Source organism: Brevibacterium sp. BRM-1 (assembly GCF_026802075.1).
GTDB lineage: Bacteria > Actinomycetota > Actinomycetes > Actinomycetales > Brevibacteriaceae > Brevibacterium > Brevibacterium rongguiense.
This window is the reverse complement of record NZ_CP113788.1, coordinates 1,610,973-1,629,271: the sequence shown is the minus strand read 5'-3', so window position 1 is coordinate 1,629,271 and position 18,299 is coordinate 1,610,973. Positions and strand designations below refer to the sequence as shown.

At 73.9% G+C, this 18,299-nt stretch carries 19 protein-coding genes; 15 read left to right on the top strand and 4 right to left on the bottom strand.

The annotated features are described in order from the left end of the window. Nucleotides 1-4 precede the first annotated feature (4 nt). The 11 genes from folP (at nucleotide 5) to BRM1_RS07175 (ending at nucleotide 11,679) form a co-directional block, all read left to right on the top strand. A complete protein-coding gene (folP, locus tag BRM1_RS07225; RefSeq protein ID WP_268524837.1) occupies nucleotides 5-823 on the top strand; it encodes a dihydropteroate synthase in 819 nt (272 codons plus the stop codon). Then, the gene (gene folK, locus BRM1_RS07220; protein WP_268524835.1) at nucleotides 820-1,992 is read left to right on the top strand and encodes a 2-amino-4-hydroxy-6-hydroxymethyldihydropteridine diphosphokinase; all 1,173 of its coding nucleotides are present in this window, start codon (nucleotides 820-822) and stop codon (nucleotides 1,990-1,992) included. The genes folP and folK overlap by 4 nt, the downstream gene beginning before the upstream one ends. Further along, entirely contained in the window at nucleotides 1,989-2,450 is a 462-nt protein-coding gene (locus tag BRM1_RS07215) for a DUF3180 domain-containing protein (protein WP_160954271.1), read from the top strand. Before folK ends, BRM1_RS07215 begins: the two co-directional genes overlap by 4 nt. After that, nucleotides 2,447-2,977 (top strand): PH domain-containing protein, encoded by a 531-nt coding sequence (locus BRM1_RS07210; RefSeq protein ID WP_268524834.1) that lies wholly within the window; start codon nucleotides 2,447-2,449, stop codon nucleotides 2,975-2,977. The genes BRM1_RS07215 and BRM1_RS07210 overlap by 4 nt, the downstream gene beginning before the upstream one ends. Then, entirely contained in the window at nucleotides 2,974-4,911 is a 1,938-nt protein-coding gene (locus BRM1_RS07205) for a PH domain-containing protein (RefSeq protein WP_268524832.1), read from the top strand. Before BRM1_RS07210 ends, BRM1_RS07205 begins: the two co-directional genes overlap by 4 nt. Nucleotides 4,912-4,960: 49 nt before the next feature. After that, the gene (locus BRM1_RS07200) at nucleotides 4,961-5,851 is read left to right on the top strand and encodes a Rossmann-like and DUF2520 domain-containing protein (RefSeq protein WP_268524830.1); all 891 of its coding nucleotides are present in this window, start codon (nucleotides 4,961-4,963) and stop codon (nucleotides 5,849-5,851) included. Between the two features lie 57 nt (nucleotides 5,852-5,908). After that, nucleotides 5,909-7,435, top strand: a complete 1,527-nt coding sequence (gene lysS, locus BRM1_RS07195; RefSeq protein ID WP_268524828.1) for a lysine--tRNA ligase — start codon at nucleotides 5,909-5,911, stop codon at nucleotides 7,433-7,435. Nucleotides 7,436-7,481: 46 nt separating this feature from the next. Beyond that, nucleotides 7,482-7,727, top strand: a complete 246-nt coding sequence (locus BRM1_RS07190) for a hypothetical protein (RefSeq protein ID WP_268524826.1) — start codon at nucleotides 7,482-7,484, stop codon at nucleotides 7,725-7,727. After that, a complete protein-coding gene (locus BRM1_RS07185; protein WP_268524824.1) occupies nucleotides 7,696-8,034 on the top strand; it encodes a histone-like nucleoid-structuring protein Lsr2 in 339 nt (112 codons plus the stop codon). The genes BRM1_RS07190 and BRM1_RS07185 overlap by 32 nt, the downstream gene beginning before the upstream one ends. 245 nt (nucleotides 8,035-8,279) lie before the next feature. Then, nucleotides 8,280-10,913, top strand: coding sequence for an ATP-dependent Clp protease ATP-binding subunit (locus tag BRM1_RS07180; protein ID WP_268524822.1), 2,634 nt, complete (start codon nucleotides 8,280-8,282; stop codon nucleotides 10,911-10,913). Nucleotides 10,914-11,178: 265 nt separating this feature from the next. Continuing rightward, on the top strand, nucleotides 11,179-11,679 hold the full coding sequence (locus BRM1_RS07175) for an amino-acid N-acetyltransferase (protein WP_235936539.1): 501 nt from the start codon (nucleotides 11,179-11,181) through the stop codon (nucleotides 11,677-11,679). Between the two features lie 140 nt (nucleotides 11,680-11,819). On the opposite strand, the gene BRM1_RS07170 is transcribed toward BRM1_RS07175, so the two are convergent. Beyond that, on the bottom strand, nucleotides 11,820-12,914 hold the full coding sequence (locus BRM1_RS07170; protein WP_268524820.1) for an A/G-specific adenine glycosylase: 1,095 nt from the start codon (nucleotides 12,912-12,914) through the stop codon (nucleotides 11,820-11,822). A gap of 38 nt (nucleotides 12,915-12,952) precedes the next feature. Between BRM1_RS07170 and BRM1_RS07165 the strand changes: the two genes are divergently transcribed. Then, on the top strand, nucleotides 12,953-13,672 hold the full coding sequence (locus BRM1_RS07165) for a hypothetical protein (RefSeq protein ID WP_268524818.1): 720 nt from the start codon (nucleotides 12,953-12,955) through the stop codon (nucleotides 13,670-13,672). A 95-nt stretch (nucleotides 13,673-13,767) separates the two neighbouring features. Here the strand turns inward: BRM1_RS07165 and radA are convergent, their stop codons facing one another. Then, on the bottom strand, nucleotides 13,768-15,171 hold the full coding sequence (radA, locus tag BRM1_RS07160) for a DNA repair protein RadA (protein WP_268524816.1): 1,404 nt from the start codon (nucleotides 15,169-15,171) through the stop codon (nucleotides 13,768-13,770). A 130-nt stretch (nucleotides 15,172-15,301) separates the two neighbouring features. Then, nucleotides 15,302-15,826, bottom strand: a complete 525-nt coding sequence (locus BRM1_RS07155; protein ID WP_268524815.1) for a DoxX family protein — start codon at nucleotides 15,824-15,826, stop codon at nucleotides 15,302-15,304. Nucleotides 15,827-15,951: 125 nt separating this feature from the next. Between BRM1_RS07155 and BRM1_RS07150 the strand changes: the two genes are divergently transcribed. Together BRM1_RS07150 and BRM1_RS07145 are read left to right on the top strand one after the other, a co-directional pair. Continuing rightward, nucleotides 15,952-16,680: a class I SAM-dependent methyltransferase gene (locus tag BRM1_RS07150; protein ID WP_326956582.1), complete on the top strand. Its 729-nt coding sequence runs from the start codon at nucleotides 15,952-15,954 to the stop codon at nucleotides 16,678-16,680. A 7-nt stretch (nucleotides 16,681-16,687) separates the two neighbouring features. Further along, a complete protein-coding gene (locus BRM1_RS07145; protein ID WP_268524812.1) occupies nucleotides 16,688-17,263 on the top strand; it encodes a hypothetical protein in 576 nt (191 codons plus the stop codon). 13 nt (nucleotides 17,264-17,276) lie between these two features. Here BRM1_RS07145 and BRM1_RS07140 read toward each other — a convergent pair whose 3' ends face one another. Further along, the gene (locus BRM1_RS07140; RefSeq protein WP_268524811.1) at nucleotides 17,277-17,948 is read right to left on the bottom strand and encodes a LysR family transcriptional regulator substrate-binding protein; all 672 of its coding nucleotides are present in this window, start codon (nucleotides 17,946-17,948) and stop codon (nucleotides 17,277-17,279) included. 132 nt (nucleotides 17,949-18,080) lie between these two features. On the opposite strand from BRM1_RS07140, the gene BRM1_RS07135 reads away from it, so the two are divergent. After that, the gene (locus BRM1_RS07135) at nucleotides 18,081-18,215 is read left to right on the top strand and encodes an SDR family oxidoreductase (RefSeq protein ID WP_268524809.1); all 135 of its coding nucleotides are present in this window, start codon (nucleotides 18,081-18,083) and stop codon (nucleotides 18,213-18,215) included. Nucleotides 18,216-18,299 lie beyond the last annotated feature (84 nt).

Here is an 18,299-nt window from a genome sequence, read left to right as displayed (position 1 = left end):
GAGCATGCGCACGCAGATCATGGGAGTGCTCAACGTGACCCCGGATTCGTTCTCCGACGGGGGGCGCTACTTCGACGCCGCGGCCGCGGTGGACCACGGCCGCGCGCTGCTCGCGGCCGGCGCGGACCTTATCGACGTGGGCGGCGAGTCCACGCGGCCAGGCGCCGTGCGCGTGCCCGCGGAGGAGGAGATCCGCCGCGTGGTCCCCGTCATCGAGCGCCTGGCCGCCGACGGCGCCCTCATCAGCGTCGACACGATGCACGCGGCGACCGCCCGCGCCGCCGTGCAGGCCGGCGCGGCCATCATCAACGATGTCTCCGCCGGCCTCAGCGAGCCGGAGATGCTGCGGGTGGCCGCGGACACGGGCGTGGACCTGGTCCTCATGCACTGGCGCGGCCACCTGGTGGCCGGGGCCCACTACACCTATGACGACGTCGTCGCCGATGTCCGGCGCGAGCTGGCGGGCCGCATCGACGCCGCGCTGCGCGCAGGGGTGGCCGCCGCGCGGATCATCGTGGACCCGGGATTGGGGTTCGCCAAGAACGCCGAGCACAACTGGCAGCTGCTCGCCGGCATCGACGCGTTCGCGGACATGGGCTGCCGCCTGCTCGTCGCCGCGTCCCGCAAGCGCTTCCTCGCCTCCCTCATCAGCCCGCAGGACCCCCAGGCGGCCACGGAGGCGGAGCGCGATGCGGCGACCGCGGCCATCACCGCCGTCTCCGCCCGCGCCGGGGCATGGGCCGTGCGCGTGCACGAGCCCCGCTCCTCCCGGATCGCCGCCGCGGTCGTCCACGCCATCGACACGGCGCAGGAGGGGCGATGAGCGAGGGCATCCGGCTGACCGGGCTGCGGGTGCGCGGCCGCCACGGCGTCTTCGACTTCGAGAAGCGCGACGGCCAGGACTTCCTCGTCGACCTCCACGTGCGCGCGGACACCTCGGCCGCGCAGCGCAGCGACGACCTGGCCGACACCGTCGACTACGGGGCGCTGGCCGAGCGTGCCGCCGCGATCGTCGCCGGGCCGCCCTTCGACCTCATCGAGGCGCTGGCGGCCGCGATCGCCGAGGACCTGCTGGCCGAGTGCGACGACGTGGAGGTCACCGTCCACAAGCCGCAGGCGCCCATCGAGCGGGCCTTCGCCGACGTCTCCGTCACGGTCCGCCGGCGCCGCGCTGCCGGCGCAGCATCCTGTGCGAGCGCCGCGGACCGGCCCGGCGCGGCCGTGCTGTCGCTGGGCTCGAACGTGGGCGACCCCGCGGGCGCCATCGAGGCCGCGCTCACTGCCCTGGACCGCCATCCCCGGCTGCGCGTCCTCGCCCGCTCCGGGCTCTACGCCACCGCGCCGCAGGGAGGGGTCGAGCAGCCGGACTTCGTCAATACGGCCGCGCTCGTCGCCGCGGAGATGCCCGCCCGCGAGCTCCTGCGGGTCTGCCAGGGCATCGAGCTGGCGCTCGGCCGCACCCGCGAGGTCCGCTGGGGCCCGCGCACTCTCGACATCGACCTCGTGCGCTTCACCCCCGAGGCGCCGGCCCCTACTGCTGCCCGGGCCCGGGGCCTCGTGCCCGAGGCGCCGGCCCCCGCCCCCGCCGCTGCCGGGCCCGCGGGGGCGAGCGCCGACCTTGCCGACCCCGGCCACGCCGCCGGCCGCGCTGACGGCTCCATGTCTGGGCCCATCAGCGGCTCCATGGCCGAGTCCATCGACGTCGACGGCCCAGGGTCCCACAACGCCACCGCCACGTCTGCCGCCGCCACGCCTGCCGTCGACGCCGGTGTCGATGCCCCGGAAGCCGAGCTCGCCTCGGCCGACCCCGAGCTCCTCCTGCCGCACCCGCGCGCCCACGACCGCGCGTTCGTGCTCGTGCCCTGGCTCGAGCTTCGCCCGCACGCGGCCCTCGCCGTGCCCGGCCGCGGCGAGGTGCCCGCCGCCGTGCTCGCCTCCGAACTCGCAGGCCAGGGCGTGCGCCGCCTGCCCGACGGGGAGGCCGGGGCATGAAGCGCACCCAGTATCCGACCCTGGTCTCGTGGGGAGTCGTCGGTCTCATCGCCTCGGCGGCGTTCTCGTTCGTCTGGGAGCGCTACGGCGGCGAGCTGCCCGGCGTTCCCTGGCCCGCGATCCTCGGCATGCTGCTGCTCTCGATCGTCCTCGTGGCGCTGGGCTGGCCCATCAAGAAGTGGAACGACGGCGACCGCACCGCGGAGATCGACCCGCTGCGCGCGGCGCGCGTGGCGATGATGGCCAAGGCAGCCGCGGTCACCGGCGCGGCGCTGACCGGCTGGTACGGCGGGCAGGTGGCCTATCTGCTCGTGAGCGCCGGCGGGGTGCGCGCCGCGACCGGCTTCGGGATGCTCGTCGCCGTGGCCACCGCGGCCCTCCTCATGGTCGTGGGGCTCGTCGTCGAATACTTCTGCCAGCTGCCCCCGGATGACCCGTCAGGAGCCGAGCCCGCATGAGCGAACCCGCAGCCCCCGCCTCGCCCCCCGAGGCTTCGACCCTCGGCGCCCCCGTCGAGCCCCGCCTGGAGCCCGTGAGCCCCCGCCTCGCGGGCCTGCGGCTGACGGAGATGGGGCTCACGATGGCGGCGGTGGCCGTGGCCGCGGGGATCGCCGCGTTCGCCGTCTTCCGCTTCCCGCTGTGGCTCACCGCCGCGGCCGCGGTCGTCTGGCTGCTCGCAGCCTGCTGGTGGGGCGCCGTCATCGTCCGCCAGGTCAAGCACCTGGGCTACGCCCAGCGCGAGTCGGACCTGCTCATCGAGCGCGGGATCCTCATCCGCTCCTCCACGGTGGTGCCCTACGGCCGCCTGCAGTTCGTCGACGTGGTCGCGGGCCCCCTCGACCGCGCCTTCGGGCTGGCCAACGTCAAGCTGCACACCGCCTCGGCCGGCTCCGACGCGGTCATCCCCGGGCTGCCGCACGAGCGCGCCCGTGCGCTGCGCGAGGCCCTGGCGGCGCGGGGCGAGGCCCACCTGGCGGGCCTGTGAGCGCGCCGGGCAGCACGGGCGCCGAGCCCCCTTCGAGCGGCCCGCCCGCCGATGGCGCTGGTGCCGCCGGTGCCGGAGCCGGCGACGGCTGGCGGCGCGTCCACCCGCTCACCCCGTTCCTGCGCACGGGCATCGTGCTCATCGCGTTCGCGGGCATTGTGGCCGCGCAGGCGCGCGAGCTCATCGAGGACGCCGTGCGGCGGGGCGTGACCGGCGGGGACGAGGACGACCCCTCGGGCCTGTTGGGCGCGGCGGCCGCCCACCCCGGCTACGTCGGCCTGGGCGCGCTCGGGCTCCTCGTGCTCATCGGCATCGTCGTGGGCCTCAACTGGCTGTCCTGGCGCGCCATGGGCTACCGCATCGACGCGGACGCCGTGCGCCTGCGCCAGGGCGTGATCGCCCGGCGCCAGCGCGAGGCGCGCCTGGACCGCGTGCAGTCGATCGACGTGCGGCAGCCGTTCGTCCCCCGCCTCCTGGGCCTCGCGGTGCTGCGCTTCGACGTGGCCGGCGGCAAGGGCTCCGCGGTGGACATCGGCTACATCTCCCGCGCCACCGCCGAATCGCTGCGCGCCACCATGCTCGAGCGCGTGCGCTCGGCCAAGTCCGCGCGCACGTCCAGCGCGGGCGGTGCCGCCCCCGCGGAACCGGGGCGCTCGCCGCTGGCCCCCGGCGGCGCGCCAGCCCAGGCGCGCCCCGGCTCTCCCGACGCCGCCCCCGGCGCCTACCGCCCGCACACCGCCGCCGAGGCGCCAGCGGCCGGCGCCGCGCGCCTCGGCGGCGGTGCGGGGGAGGGCGCGGCTCCCGCGGGCGCTTCGCACGCAGACGGCCACGCCGCCCCGGCGGCCGACGCAGGGCCGGCGGCGCGCCGGGGCTCGGCGCGGCCCGGCGCCCCGCGGGGCCTGCGGGTGCTCGAGGCGCTGCGCGGCACGGCTCACTCCGTCCTCGACGACGCGGCGGCGACCCTGGGCGAGGCCGTGGCGCCCTACACCGCGGATCCGAGCCTCGATGCGCAGGGCAGAATCGTGCGGGTGCCGCTGCACCGGGTGCTGCTGGCGCGCGCGCTCTCCGCCGGCACACTGGTGCTGCTGCTCGCCCTCGGCGCGATGGTCGTCGCGAGCATCGTCCTGTTCGCCCTCGTGGGCCCAGGGGCGGGCCTGAGCGTCCTGTTCGCCGGCGCCTTCCCCGTCCTCGCGGGGCTGTTCGGCTACGTGAAGTCCGCGCTGGACCTCGCGAACTTCTCCGTGGCGCTCAGCCCCGACGGCCTCGTCCTCACCCGCGGCCTCCTGTCCACCACGCGGCGCGTCATCCCGCTCGACCGGATCCAGGCCGTCCGGCTGCGCCAGGGCCTGCTGTGGCGGCCCACGGGGTGGTGGGCCATCGACTTCAACTTCGCGGCCGCCGGCGAGGACGGCGAGTCCGCGGGCAGCGTGCTGCTGCCGGTGGGCTCGGCCCGCCAGGCGCTCACGCTGCTGGGCCTCGTGCTGCCGGACCCCGGGACGGGCGCGCTGCGCGCCCAGGACGGCGCGCCCGTGACGGGCGGCGAGGTGATGCGCGCGGCCATGGGCGCCGGCCGCACCGGCGCCGGGGCCGCGCCTGCCGGGGCGCTGTTCGCCGGCCAGCCCGACCGCTCGAAGTGGCTGGACCCGCTCGCCTACCGCTGCGGCCTGCGCCTGGTCACCCAGACGATGACCGTCATCCGCCGCGGCGTGCTCACCCGCTCGGTCGTGTGCGTGCCGCACGCCCGCGTGCAGTCGCTCGCCCAGCGCACCGGGCCCCTCCAGCGGGCGCTCGGCCTGTCCTCGCTCGCGCTGCACTCCACCGCGGGGCCGGTGGCGCCGCGGCTGCCGCACCTGGGCGCGCAGGAGGCCCGCGCCCTCCTCTTCGAGCTCGCGGCGATCACCCGCAGGGCGCGCACCGCCATGGACGCGGCCTGATGGCCGCGCGGCACCGCGCGGCGCGTCCCACCCCGGAAGGAGACCCGGCATGAACCACGAGGACGAGACCCGCCTGGGCATCGGAATCATCGGCACCGGCAGGGTGGGCGCCGTTCTGGGCAGCGCGCTGCGCGCCGCGGGCCACGCGATCGTCGGCACCACCGCCACCTCGGAGGCGAGCCTGGACCGGGCCGAGGCGATGCTGCCCGGCGTGCCCGTGCTCGACATCGAGACCGTGGTGGAGCGCGCCGAGCTCGTCCTCTTCACCGTCAAGGACGACGTCCTCGAAGAGCTCGTGGCGGGCCTGGCCCGGCTGGGTCGCTTCAAGCCCGGCCAGATCGTCCTCCACTGCGCCGGCCGCTTCGGCACCGAGGTGCTCGCCCCCGCCGCGGCCGCCGGCGCGATCGTGCTGGCGCTCCACCCGTCGCTGTCGTTCACCGGCACGAGCATGGACCTGCCGCGCCTGCGCCAGGCGACGATCGCGGTGACCGGTGCCAAGGCCGTCCTGCCCATCGGCCAGGCGCTCGTCGTGGAGATCGGCGCGGAGCCCGTCCTCGTGGCGGAGGCGGACAGGGCGCTCTACCACGCGGCCATCGCCCATGCGGCCAATCACACCGTTGTCGTGCTCTCCCAGGCCCTCGAGCTGCTCACCTCGCTGGGAGCGGAGGATCCCGCCCGCATCCTTCGCGCGCTCGTCGAGGCGAGCGTGGCGAACACGCTGCAGTCCGGCCCCTCCGCGCTCACCGGGCCCGTGAGCCGCGGCGACGTGGAGACCGTCCGGGCGCACCTGGACGCCCTCGACGAGTATGCGCTGAGCGCCGGCAGCACGGAGGTGCGCACCGCCTACGCGGCGCTCGCCCGGGCGACCGCCTCCCGAGCGCTGGCCAACGGGACGATCGACGAGGCCACCGCCGCGCGCATCATCGACGCGCTGGAGTGAGCGGGCCCGGCCCACCGCGATTCCGGGCCCGCGGCGACCGGGCGGTAGTCTGAGCCCATGCCGAAGAACGCCGCTCCCGGCCCCGCCGCGCCCGAAGACGACCACCTCGATCCCGAGCAGCTGCGCATCCGCAAGGACAAGCGCGCCCGCCTGCTCGCCTCCGGCACCGAGGCCTACCCCGTGTCCGTGGCCCGGACCCACACGATCGCCCAGGTGCGCGAGGCCCATCCGGACCTCGAGGCCGGCGAGGAGACCGAGGACATCGTCGGCATCGCCGGGCGCGTCGTCTTCCAGCGCAACACCGGCAAGCTGTGCTTCGTCACCCTCCAGTCCGGCGACGGGACCCGCATCCAGGGCATGCTCTCGCTGGCCGAGGTGGGCCAGGAGCGCCTGGACGCGTGGAAGTCCGATGTGGACCTGGGCGACCACGTGTTCCTGCACGGGCGCGTCATCATGTCCAAGCGCGGCGAGCTGTCCGTCATGGCCGACGAGTGGGCCTTCGCCGCGAAGGCACTGCGCCCCCTGCCGGCGCTGCACACGGAGCTCAACGAGGAGACGCGCGTGCGCCAGCGCTATGTCGACCTCATCACCCGGCCCGAGGCGCGCGAGACCGTGCGCGTGCGCGCCGCCGTCATGGCCTCGCTGCGCACCACGTTCGCGCGCGCGGGCTTCATGGAGCTCGAGACGCCCATGCTCCAGACCATCCCCTCCGGCGCCGCGGCACGGCCCTTCTCCACGCACATGAACGCCTTCGATATGGAGGTCTTCCTCCGCATCGCGCCGGAGCTCTACCTCAAGCGCGCCGTGGTGGGCGGGCTCGAGAACGTCTACGAGATCAACCGCAATTTCCGCAACGAGGGCGCCGATTCGACGCACTCGCCGGAATTCGCGATGGTCGAGGCATATCAGGCGTATGGCGATTACCGCTCGATCGCGGCGCTGACGAAAGAGCTCATCCAGAATGCGGCGCGCGAGGCCACCGGCTCCACGCTCGTGACGCTGGCCGACGGCACCGAATACGATTTCGGCGGCGAATGGGCCGTCATCAGCATGTACGATTCGCTGTCCGAGAAATCGGGTGCGCAGGTGACGCCGCAGACCACCGTCGAGGAGCTCGAGGAGATCGCGCAGCGCCACGGCGCGGACCTGGGCGGCGTCTTCCGCTCCCACGGCAAGTACGTCGAGGAGCTGTGGGAGCACTTCCACAAGGACGAGCTGTGGGCGCCCACCTTCGTCACCGACTTCCCCGTCGACACCTCCCCACTCACCCGCGAGCACCGGGACAAGCCGGGCGTCGTGGAGAAGTGGGACCTCTACGTGCGCGGGTTCGAGCTGGGCACCGGCTACTCCGAGCTCGTGGACCCCGTCATCCAGCGCGAGCGCTTCGCCGCGCAGTCGCGCGATGCCGACTCCGGCGACGACGAGGCGATGCGCCTGGACGAGGATTTCCTCACGGCAATGGAATTCGGAATGCCGCCCAGCGGCGGAATGGGCATGGGCATTGATCGGCTGCTCATGGCGATCACCGGATTGGGCGTGCGGGAAACGATTCTCTTCCCGCTCGTCAAACCGCTCGAAGACTGACAATTCCCTTAGTCCCGATATTTTCTCCATGCGTTAGGGTGAGGCAGTGGAATACGTCAAAGTCCTTCTCCCGTCGCTCGTCGTGGGCCTTCTGTTCTGGTATGTGCTGCGCGCAATACTGCGAGCCGATTCCACCGAGCGCAGGGAAATGGACCGCTATTACGCACAGCTCGATGAGCGCGAGCCGCATGCCCGCGCCGGGGAAGCCGCACCGCAGGCGACCGTCGGGCAGGACCGCCCCGAGACTTCTGGAGGAACCCATGGCACGAGAGACAAAGGTCGTCCTGACTGACGACATCGACGGCACGGATGCGGCGGAGACCGTGAGCTTCGCCCTCGACCAGACCGCCTACGAGATCGAGCTCTCCAGCGAGAACGCGCAGAAGCTGCGCGACGTGCTGGCGCCCTACACCGCGAAGGCCCGCCGCGTGGCCGGCGGCGGCCGCACCGTGCGCCGCTCCGCAGGCGGCGGCGCGAACTCCTCGAAGGTGACCGCGAAGATCCGCACGTGGGCCAAGGAGAACGGCTACGACGTCTCCGACCGCGGCCGGATCTCCTACCCCATCGTCGAGGCCTACCGCGCCGCGCACCAGAACTGAGCGCCGCGGCCCCGCCCGGACGGCGCGCACCCGCGCCTGCCCGGGTGGCCGGCCGGCGCCTCGGGCGCGGTGGGCACGGACCCGGCGGTGACCCGCTTCCGCGCCCGCGCGGAACCCGCCCGCGGCGGGCGCAGACCGCCGCCCTTTCGCCATCAGCCGAACCCTTTCGGCTGATGGCGAAACTGCAATAAATCGCCCTCCCGCCTGGTTATGGTGCTAGAAATCTTCAGTCATCAGGAGGGCAAATGTTCGAGCGGTTCACGGATCGTGCCCGACGCGTCGTCGTACTGGCGCAGGAGGAGGCCAAGCTCCTCAAGCACAACTACATCGGCACCGAGCACATCCTGCTCGGCCTCGTCCACGAGGGCGAGGGCATCGCCGCCAAGGCTCTGGAGGGAATGGGAATCTCCCTCGAGCAGGTGCGCGAACAGGTCACCGAGATCATCGGCCAGGGCCAGCAGGCCCCCAGCGGCCACATCCCGTTCACCCCGAGGGCCAAGAAGGTCCTCGAGCTCAGCCTGCGCGAGGCGCTGCAGCTGGGCCACACCTACATCGGCACCGAGCACATCCTGCTCGGCCTCATCCGCGAGGGCGAGGGCGTCGCCGCCCAGGTCCTCGTCAAGCTCGGCGCGGACCTCTCGCGGGTCCGCCAGGAGGTCATCAAGCTGATCTCCGGCTACCAGGGCAAGGAGCCGGCCTCGACCGGCGCCCGCGAGGAGGGCACGCCGTCCGGCTCGCTCGTCCTCGACCAGTTCGGCCGCAACCTCACCGCGGCGGCGCGCGAGGGCGACCTCGACCCCGTCGTCGGCCGCGAGCTCCAGATGGAGCGCGTCATGCAGGTGCTCTCGCGCCGCACGAAGAACAACCCCGTCCTCATCGGCGAGCCCGGCGTCGGCAAGACCGCCGTCGTCGAGGGCCTGGCGCGCAAGATCGTCGCCAACGAGGTGCCCGAGACGCTCAAGGACAAGCAGCTCTACACGCTGGACCTGGGCTCCCTCGTGGCGGGCTCGCGCTACCGCGGCGACTTCGAGGAGCGCCTGAAGAAGGTGCTCAAGGAGATCCGCACGCGCGGCGACATCATCCTCTTCATCGACGAGATCCACACGCTCGTGGGCGCCGGTGCGGCGGAGGGCGCGATCGACGCCGCCTCGATCCTCAAGCCCATGCTGGCCCGCGGCGAGCTGCAGACGATCGGCGCCACGACGCTCGATGAGTACCGCAAGAACATCGAGAAGGACGCCGCGCTCGAGCGCCGCTTCCAGCCCATCCAGGTGCCGGAGCCGTCCGCCGCGGATGCGATCGAGATTCTCAAGGGCCTGCGCGACCAGTACGAGTCGCACCACAAGGTCACGATCACGGACGCCGCGGTCGCCGCCGCCGTCAACCTCTCCGATCGCTACATCAACGACCGGTTCCTGCCGGACAAGGCGATCGACCTCATCGACGAGGCGGGGGCGAAGCTGCGCATCTCGCGCCTGTCCGCGCCGCCGGAGATCAAGGAGTACGAGGAGAAGATCCTCGACGCGCGCCACCGCAAGGAGGCCGCGATCGACAAGCAGGACTTCGAGCTCGCCGCCGAGGAGCGCAAGGCGGAGATGACGCTGACCGAGCAGAAGGAGGAGGCGGAGAAGGCCTGGCGCACCGGCACCAAGTCCGGCTCCGCGATCGTCGACGAGGAGCTCATCGCCGATGTGCTCGCGTCCTCGACGGGCATCCCGATCTTCAAGCTCACCGAGGAGGAGTCCTCGCGCCTGCTGCGGATGGAGGACGAGCTGCACAAGCGGATCATCGGCCAGGAGGATGCGGTCAAGCAGATCTCCCGGGCCATCCGCCGCACGCGCGCGGGCCTCAAGGACCCCAAGCGGCCCTCCGGCTCCTTCATCTTCGCCGGGCCCACGGGCGTGGGCAAGACGGAGCTGGCCAAGGCGCTCGCGGAGTTCCTATTCGGCGACGAGGACGCGCTCATCTCCCTCGACATGAGCGAGTACTCGGAGAAGCACACCGTCTCCCGCCTCTTCGGCTCGCCCCCCGGGTACGTGGGCTACGAGGAGGGCGGCCAGCTCACGGAGAAGGTGCGCCGCAAGCCGTTCTCCGTCGTGCTCTTCGACGAGGTGGAGAAGGCCCACGCGGACATCTTCAACTCGCTGCTGCAGATCCTGGAGGACGGTCGCCTGACCGATTCGCAGGGCCGTGAGGTGGACTTCAAGAACACCATCATCATCATGACCACCAACCTGGGCACCCGCGACATCAACCGCGGCACGCCCATGGGCTTCCAGGTCGAGGGCGATTCGGAGACCAGCTACGAGCGCATGAAGCAGCGGGTCAACGAGGAGCTCAAGCAGCACTTCCGCCCCGAGTTCCTCAACCGCGTGGACGACACGATCGTCTTCCCGCAGCTGGCGAAGCCGGAGATCATCAAGATCGTCGACCTCTTCGTCAAGCGGCTCGATGAGCGCATGGCCGACCAGGCGATGCGCATCGAGCTGACCCAGGGGGCCAAGGACGCGCTGGCCGACCGCGGCTACGATCCCGTGCTGGGCGCCCGCCCGCTGCGCCGGACCATCCAGCACGACATCGAGGACCAGCTCTCCGAGCGGATCCTGTTCAACGAGCTGCACTCCGGCCAGACGGTCTACGTCGACGTCGAGGGCTCCGGGCAGGACGCGGTGTTCACGTTCAAGGGCGTGGACGACGAGCGGATCCCGGTGACGGTGGGAGCCGCGAGCGAGGAGTCCGAGGACTCCTCGGGCGCGATCCCCGAGGCGGGGCTGGCCAACCAGGCCGCCTCCGAGTCCGGCGGCTCCGGTCCCGGCTCGGCCGGTGCGGCCGAACTCGGCGCGGCCGAGGCCGGCGCCCCGGCCGACACGGAGGACTGAGGCCGGGCGCCGGGCCGGCCCCGGCGCGCGAGCCGAACAGCCGCAGGGGGCGGCGGACCCACACGGGTCCGCCGCCCCCTGTGCGTGCCCGGGTGCAGACACCCCTGCCGCAGCGGCGGGTGCGTGAGAGTATGTGCCCATGTCAGCCCCCGATGCCACGCCCGCCAGCGCTCCCGCCGCCGCAGCGCCCGGTGGCTCCGTGGACGCCAGCTCGACTGCCTCGGCCGCCCACTTCGCGCTGCGCAGCCTCCCGAGTGGCCTGCACATGCGGCGTGCGCGCACCGCGGACGTCGCGCAGATCCGCGCGCTCGTCGAGCCCCTCATCCGGCAGCGCATCCTCACGCCCAAGGAGCAGGTCAACTACTACGAGTTCCTGCAGGAGTACCAGCTCGTCGTCGACGTGCTGCCCGACGGCTCCGAGCGGGTCGTGGGCTGCGCGGCCCTCCACGTGCTGTGGGACGACCTCGCCGAGGCCCGCACCGTCGCCACCGACCCCACCTACCGGCGCCGCGGGATCGGCCGCGCGCTCATCGAGCAGCTCATCGCCGATGCTCGGGCGATCGGCGTCACGCGCCTGTTCTGCCTGACGTTCGAGACCCGCTTCTTCGGCTCACTGGGGTTCGCGGAGATCTCCGGCACCCCCGTCTCGCCGGACGTCTACGTCGAGCTCCTGCGCTCCCACGACGAGGGCACCGCGGAGTTCCTCGACCTCGCCCGCGTCAAGCCCAACACCCTGGGCAACACCCGGATGCTCAAGCACCTCTAGGCACCGGCCCCGCGCGGCCGTGCTCGTGGTGCTGGCCCTCACGGCCCCGTGCCCGAGGCGCCCGGCCCGGGCGCCCACCCCGGCCGGGGTGTGCGGCGGGCGTGCGCAGTGCGGTGCCGTGACGAGGCGGCTGCCCCGCGTCAGGGCAGGCACAGCTCCCCGGCCGTGCCGCGCACGGCGAGCCCATCGGAGACGAGATCGCCGGCCAGGCGCTGCACGCGCTCGCCGTCGCCCAGCTCGCGCACGCGCAGCACGGCCGCGCGCACCGGGTCCGGGAGGCCGTCGAGCGCCTCGGCATCCAACTGGGCCGTGGGAGCGGTGAGCAGCGCCTCGGGCACCCCGGTGCGCGCACCGCCCGGCGCGTCGCTGCTGCCGGCAGGCCCCTTCCCCGCTGCGCCGCTGCCTGCTTCGCTTGCGTGGGCCTCGCGCAGCACGCGCATGATCGCCCCGCGCAGCTGGCGGTCGGTGCCCTCCCAGGCCTGCGCCCTCTTCTGCTGGGCGGCCGGGTCCGCGGGCCGCCCTGCGGCCAGCCACGCGCAGTGCGCGGCGACGGGGCACCGCTCGCATGCGGGGGAGCGGGAGGTGCACACGAGGGCTCCGAGTTCCATGGCGCCGGCATTGAACTCGACGTGGGCGCGGTCGGGCACGAGTGCTCCGGCCCAGCGCGCCTCGGCCTTCGACAGCGCGGCGGACGGGTGCGCGCGGCCGGCGAAGACGCGGCCGAGCACCCGGCGCACATTCACGTCGAGCACCGCGGTGCGCCGGCCGTAGGCGAACGAGGCGACCGCGGCCGCGGTGTACACGCCCACGCCCGGCAGGGCCAGGAGGGCGGCCTCGTCGCGCGGCAGCTCGCCGCCCCAGTCCCGCGCGACGGTGCGGGCGCACTCCTGCAGCCGCAGCGCGCGGCGGGGATAGCCCAGGGAGTCCCAGGCCAGCAGCACCTCGGCGGGGGAGGCGGCGGCAAGATCGGCCGGCTCGGGCCACGCGGCCATCCACGCACTCCACCGGGGCGCCACGCGGGACATGGGGGTCTGCTGGGACATCACCTCGGAGACGAGCACACCCCAGGGCGTCGTGCCGGGCCGCCGCCACGGCAGATCGCGGGCCGCGTCCGCGAACCAGGCGATGATCGCGCGCTGGACCTCGGCGAGGGTGCGCGGGTCCGCCGCGGGCGGGCTCGGCGCGCGCTGCGCGCGGGCTGAAGTCTGGGAGGTGGCCTCGGTCCGGTGTGTCATCGGGTGAAGTATCGGCTGCGCGCTCTAAGCTCGGACCGATGTCTCCTTCCACGTACGATCGCAGGCCTGCAGCCCCCCATTCCGGCGGGCAGCGGGGCCTATCCGCGCACCGCCGACTGCCCGCGGAAGTCTACCGCAGGCGCCGCCTGACGGTCCTGGGGCTGGCGGTGGTCGTCATCGTCCTCTTCATCATCGGGATCGTGCTGCTCGCGCAGGCGCTCAGCGGGGGCCGGGCGCAGCCGGCCGCCCAGTCCGGCGGGGGCGGCGAACCGGCCCCGGCCGCCGCAACGACCCAGAGCGCGGCGGGCCCCACGGACGCCGAGGCAAGCGGCAGCTGCCCCACCGACTCGATCTCCGTGGCCGCCAAGACGGACAAGAAGGCCTACCAGGTGGGCGACAGCGCCAAGCTGCAGCTGACGGTCAAGAACGGCAACGACAAGGACTGCTCGATCGAGGTGGGCTCCGCCGCCCAGAACTACATCGTCCAGCGCGATGGCAAGACGGTGTGGGCGAGCCAGTACTGCGCCGCCGGGGGAGCGAAGGACGTGAAGAACTTCGCGGCCGGCTCGGAGAAGAAGGCGACCGTCGCCTGGGACATGGTGCCCGCCGACGACACGTGCAAGAAGACCGCCGATGCGCTCGAGCCCGGCACCTACCAGCTCATCACGCAGCTCGGGGAGGTCAAGAGCCAGGCCGCGGACTTCACCGTCGAGGGCGATGCGAAGCCCACGGCGAGCGCCACGACGAAGAAGGACTGAGCCCGAGGCCGCGGCCCACCGCGCCAGGCGCCTCCGATAGCACCGCGCCGGGCGGTTCCGGCACCGCCGGGCCACGCGGCTCCGTGGCCAGTGCGCTAGGCGGCTCCGGAGCCGGCGGGCGCCGCGGCCGGCGCGCCGCCCTCCGGCTCGGCGCCGGCGGGCAGCACCGCGGCAATCGCATCGTGGACCGTGTCGCATTCGCGCACGCGCATGCCCGCGGGAACCGTCACGTTCTCCAGCGCCCCGCGCGCCACGACCGCGTTCGTCACGCCCAGCCGCGCCGCCTCCGCCAGCCGCTGGCCAACCCCCGGCACCTGGCGGATCTCCCCGGACAGGCTGATCTCCCCGATCGCCACGAGGCGCGAGTAGAGCGGGGTGTCCGCCGCGGCGGAGGCCAGGGCGAGGCACACGGCGAGGTCGCTGGCGGGCTCGCCCACCTTCACCCCGCCCACCGTTGCCACGAACACATCGTGCTTGCCCAGGCCCGTGTGCTTGGACAGGACGGCGATGATCATGGACACGCGGCTGGCGTCGACGCCGCTGACCGTGCGCCGCGGCGCACCGGCCCCCGCCTGGTCGACGAGCGACTGCACCTCGATGACCATGGGCCGCCTGCCCTCCTGGGCCACGGACAGGCACGTGCCCGCCGCCTTCGAGTTCGACCGGGAGAGGAACAGTCCGGAGGGATCGGAGAGCCCCGTGATGCCGTCCTCGTTCATGTCGAAGCAGCCCACCTCGTCCGTGGGGCCGAACCGGTTCTTCACCGCGCGCAGCAGGCGCAACCGCGAGTGGCGCTCGCCCTCGAACGAGCACACGACGTCCACGAGGTGCTCGAGCAGGCGGGGGCCGGCGACGCTGCCGTCCTTCGTGATGTGGCCGACGAGCACCGTGGGCAGCGCGCGGTCCTTGGCCGCGCGGATGAGCGCTGCCGCGACCTCGCGCACCTGGGTGACGCCGCCGGGCACCCCGTCCACCTGCGCCGAGGAGAGGGTCTGGACGGAGTCGACGATGAGGAAGTCCGGGTGCTCGGCCTCGATAAGGCCGAGCACCGTGCCCAGGTCCGTCTCCGCGGCCAGCAGCAGGCGGTCCTCGAGGGCCCCGATCCGCTGGGCGCGCAGGCGCACCTGGCCCGCCGATTCCTCGCCCGTCACATAGAGGACGGTGGAGCCGCCGCGGGCGGTGCGGGCCGCGACGTCGAGCAGCAGCGTCGACTTGCCGACGCCGGGCTCGCCGGCCAGCAGCACGACGGCGCCGGGGACGAGGCCGCCGCCGAGCACCCGGTCGAGCTCGCCGATGCCGGTGGGCCGGGCGACGGCCGTGCCGGGGTCGATGCCGGTGATGGCCTTCGCGCGGCGACCGGCGGTGGGCTTGGCCGCCTTCGTCTTGATGGCCGTGGCCCCACCGGAGCCCTCCTCGAGCGTGCCCCACTCGCCGCACTGGGGGCACTTGCCCAGCCATTTGGGGCTCGAGTATCCGCAGGCGGTGCACGTGTAGGCCATGGGGCAAGAGTCTCATAGGGCACGGACACGGCCGGTGCGCCTGCACCGGCCGTGCCCGTGCCCGTGGTGGGCGCAGTGGATGTGCGCTCCCGTGGGCGGCCGCGGAGGCCCGCCCGCGGGTCCGCCGGGCTCAGCGCGCCGTCGCCGAGGCGTCGGCCGGGCGCTCGGTCGCGCCGGGCTCGCCGGTGGCGCGGTCCGCGGCGCGGCCGCCGGCCGGGCGGCCCTCGGAGCGCGCGGCCGCGGAGTCGAGCCGGCGGGCGCGCGGCCGGGCGAACAGCGCGTCGACGGCGATCCGGCCCGGCCCGGTCAGCGCCAGGGCGATGCCCGCGGCGGCCAGGAGGAGGACGAACTCGTAGCCGCCGTCGGCCGCGTAGAAGCCCTGGGAGCCGTGCACGGTGACGATCGCGCCCACCGCGACGAGCGCGGTGACGATGCCCGCCACGCGGGTCAGGGCGCCCAGGATGAGCAGGGCACCGGCCGCGACCTCGGCGAACGGCAGGATCGCGCCCATGGCGGAGGCCGCCGGGACGCCCATGCCCGCGAGCATCTCCTGCACGCCGGGGATGGAGACGGACAGCAGCTTCTGCAGGCCGTGGGCGATCATGATGACGCCGGCTGCGAGGCGGAGGACCAGGATTCCGATGTCGTGAGTCATGCCTCCACCCTGGCAGACTCATGGTTGCCACTTCAACCACTTCACCGGCCTCGCCCTCGAATGTAGGAAGGATCACCTGACCGATTGCCGAATGCCCGGCCGCCGCCCGTGGCTACGATGAAGCCATGACCTCTGCGAACCGCTGGCGAATGATGATCGAGAACGACCCGGAGCACTCCCACCGCTACGCCCAGCGGTGGAAGGACATGGCCGCCGCGGGCCACGATCTGGGCGGGGAGGCCCGGTTCCTCGACGCGATGGCCCAGCGCGGCAGCCGGATCTTCGATGCCGGCTGCGGCACGGGGCGCGTGGGCGGCCTGCTCGCCGCCGCCGGACACGACGTGGTGGGCGTCGACCTCGATCCCTATCTCATCGCGCAGGCCCAGCGGGACTTCCCGACCGCCAGCTGGAGCGTGGGCGACCTCGAGGCGCTCGATCCGCAGGCCTACGGGGCGCCCTTCCACATCGTGTTCTCCGCCGGCAACGTCCTGGGCTTCCTCGACCCGGAGCTGCGCCCGGGCGCCGTCGCGCGCATGGCCGCGCTGCTGGCCCCCGGGGGACGGCTCGTCACCGGGTTCGGTGCCGGCCGCGGCTACGCATTCGAGGACTTCCTGCACGACCAGCGGGCCGCCGGGCTTGCCATCGACCTCACCCTGTCCACCTGGGACCTGCGCCCCTTCGCCCCCGATGCGGGCTTCCTCGTCTGCGTCGCAAGCCGCCCCGAGGGCTCCGTGGCGCCCGCGGCGCAGGCATCCACGGCACAGGCACCCACGGCACAGGCGGGCGAGGACTCATCCGAGCGCCCGCCGCTGTCCCGGGAGGCCGGGGCCCCCGCCGGCCGTCGGCTGCTGTGAGGCCCCGGTGGTCAGGCCGCTGAACACCGCCGCGCTCGCGCGGGCGACGGGGATGGGCTGGGAGGACATCGTCGCCGTGCTGGAGGCCGCGGGCGGTTCGCGGTTGGATCACGGGCAGCTCGTGGCCGTTGCGGCCGCCGCGTTCGCCGGCCGCGTGGACAATCCTGGCTGGTGGGCGCAGGCGGCGGCCCTGGGCTTCGAGCAGCGGATCGGCCGGCGCCTGCCCGGCCAGCGCGCCGACGGCACCTTCTCCGCGACCGCCTCGCGCACCGTCGCGCTCGACCGCGCCGCGGCCTACGAGCGCGTAGTCGGCCACCTCGGCGCGCACCCCGGTACGATCGCCGGGCACCCCCTGAGCGGGCCGCCGCGCACCTCGCGCACCGCCCAGCGCAGCTTCTGGCGCGCCGACCTCGAGCGCGGCGAGCGCATCGAGCTGGGGGTCGCCGCCGCCGCGCCGCTGGCCGCGAGCCCGCAGGCGGCGCGCGCCCTGGTGACGGCCGGCGCGGAGAAGGTCCCGGACCCCGCCGCCGCCGAGGCCTGGCGCGCGGACCTCCGGGCGCTGCTGGCGGGCATCTTCGGCTGAGCGGCGCGGCCGCTCAGCCCCGGCGCTGCTGCTCGTACTCGCGCTGCCAGTCCTCGGGCGTGCGCTGCAGGGCGCGCATGTGCCGGCGGGCGAGGTCCATGAACGTCCGGGTGGCGGGGGAGAGCTCGGCATCGATGCGGGTGATGAACGCGAACTGCTCGACGAAGGGCGGCTCCACCGGCGCCCAGGTGACCCGCTCACCCACGCGGTGGGCGCGCAGGACGAGCGAGGAGGCCAGCGTGTCGCCCACGCCCTCGGCGCACAGCTCGAGCGCCGCATCCATGAACTCGACCTCGATGTAGGGCCGGATCCGCACGCCGGCCGACTGGGCGAGCACATCGAGCCGGCGCCGCATCGGGTCGTCGTGCCGGAAGCGCGCCTCGGAGAGCACGAGGCGGCGCTCGGACAGCTGCGCCGGCGTCACAGGCTCCTCCGTGTGGGCGGGCTCGGCGCTCACGCAGACGACGATGTCGGTGAGGACCGGCTCGGAGACCGTGAGCCCGTGGGCGTCGATGGGCAGCGAGACCAGCCCGGCCTCCAGGTCGCCCTCGCGCACGGCCTGCGCCACCTCGGACGAGTTGAGCCCCACGATCTCGATCTGGACGTCGGGGTGAAGGCGGGAGAAGTCGACGATGAGCGGGGTGAGCAGGTAGCGGTGCGCGCTGCTGAACGTGCCGAACGACACCGTCCCGCCCAGCAGGGCGCTGGCCTGGTGCGCGGCGGCGGTGACCGCCTCGGCCGCGGCGAGCGCGGCCCTGGCGCGCGGGACGAGCTCGCCGGCCCACGTCCGTGAGATGCCATCCTGCCCGGCGGCGTCGTGCCCCGCACGCCGCTGGGGCGGCGAGCCGATGTCGCGGAGGTCTCCGGCATGATCGCCTACCTCGCGGGCCCCGACTCGGCCTTCGTGACCGGCGCCCACCTCGTCATCGACGGCGGCTTCGAGGCCGGCTGAGCGGCGCCCGAGGCGCTGGCCGGCACCCGGCCGGCCCGCGCCTCGGCCGCGGCGGGGCCCGGGGGAGCGCGGTGACGGGGGCCA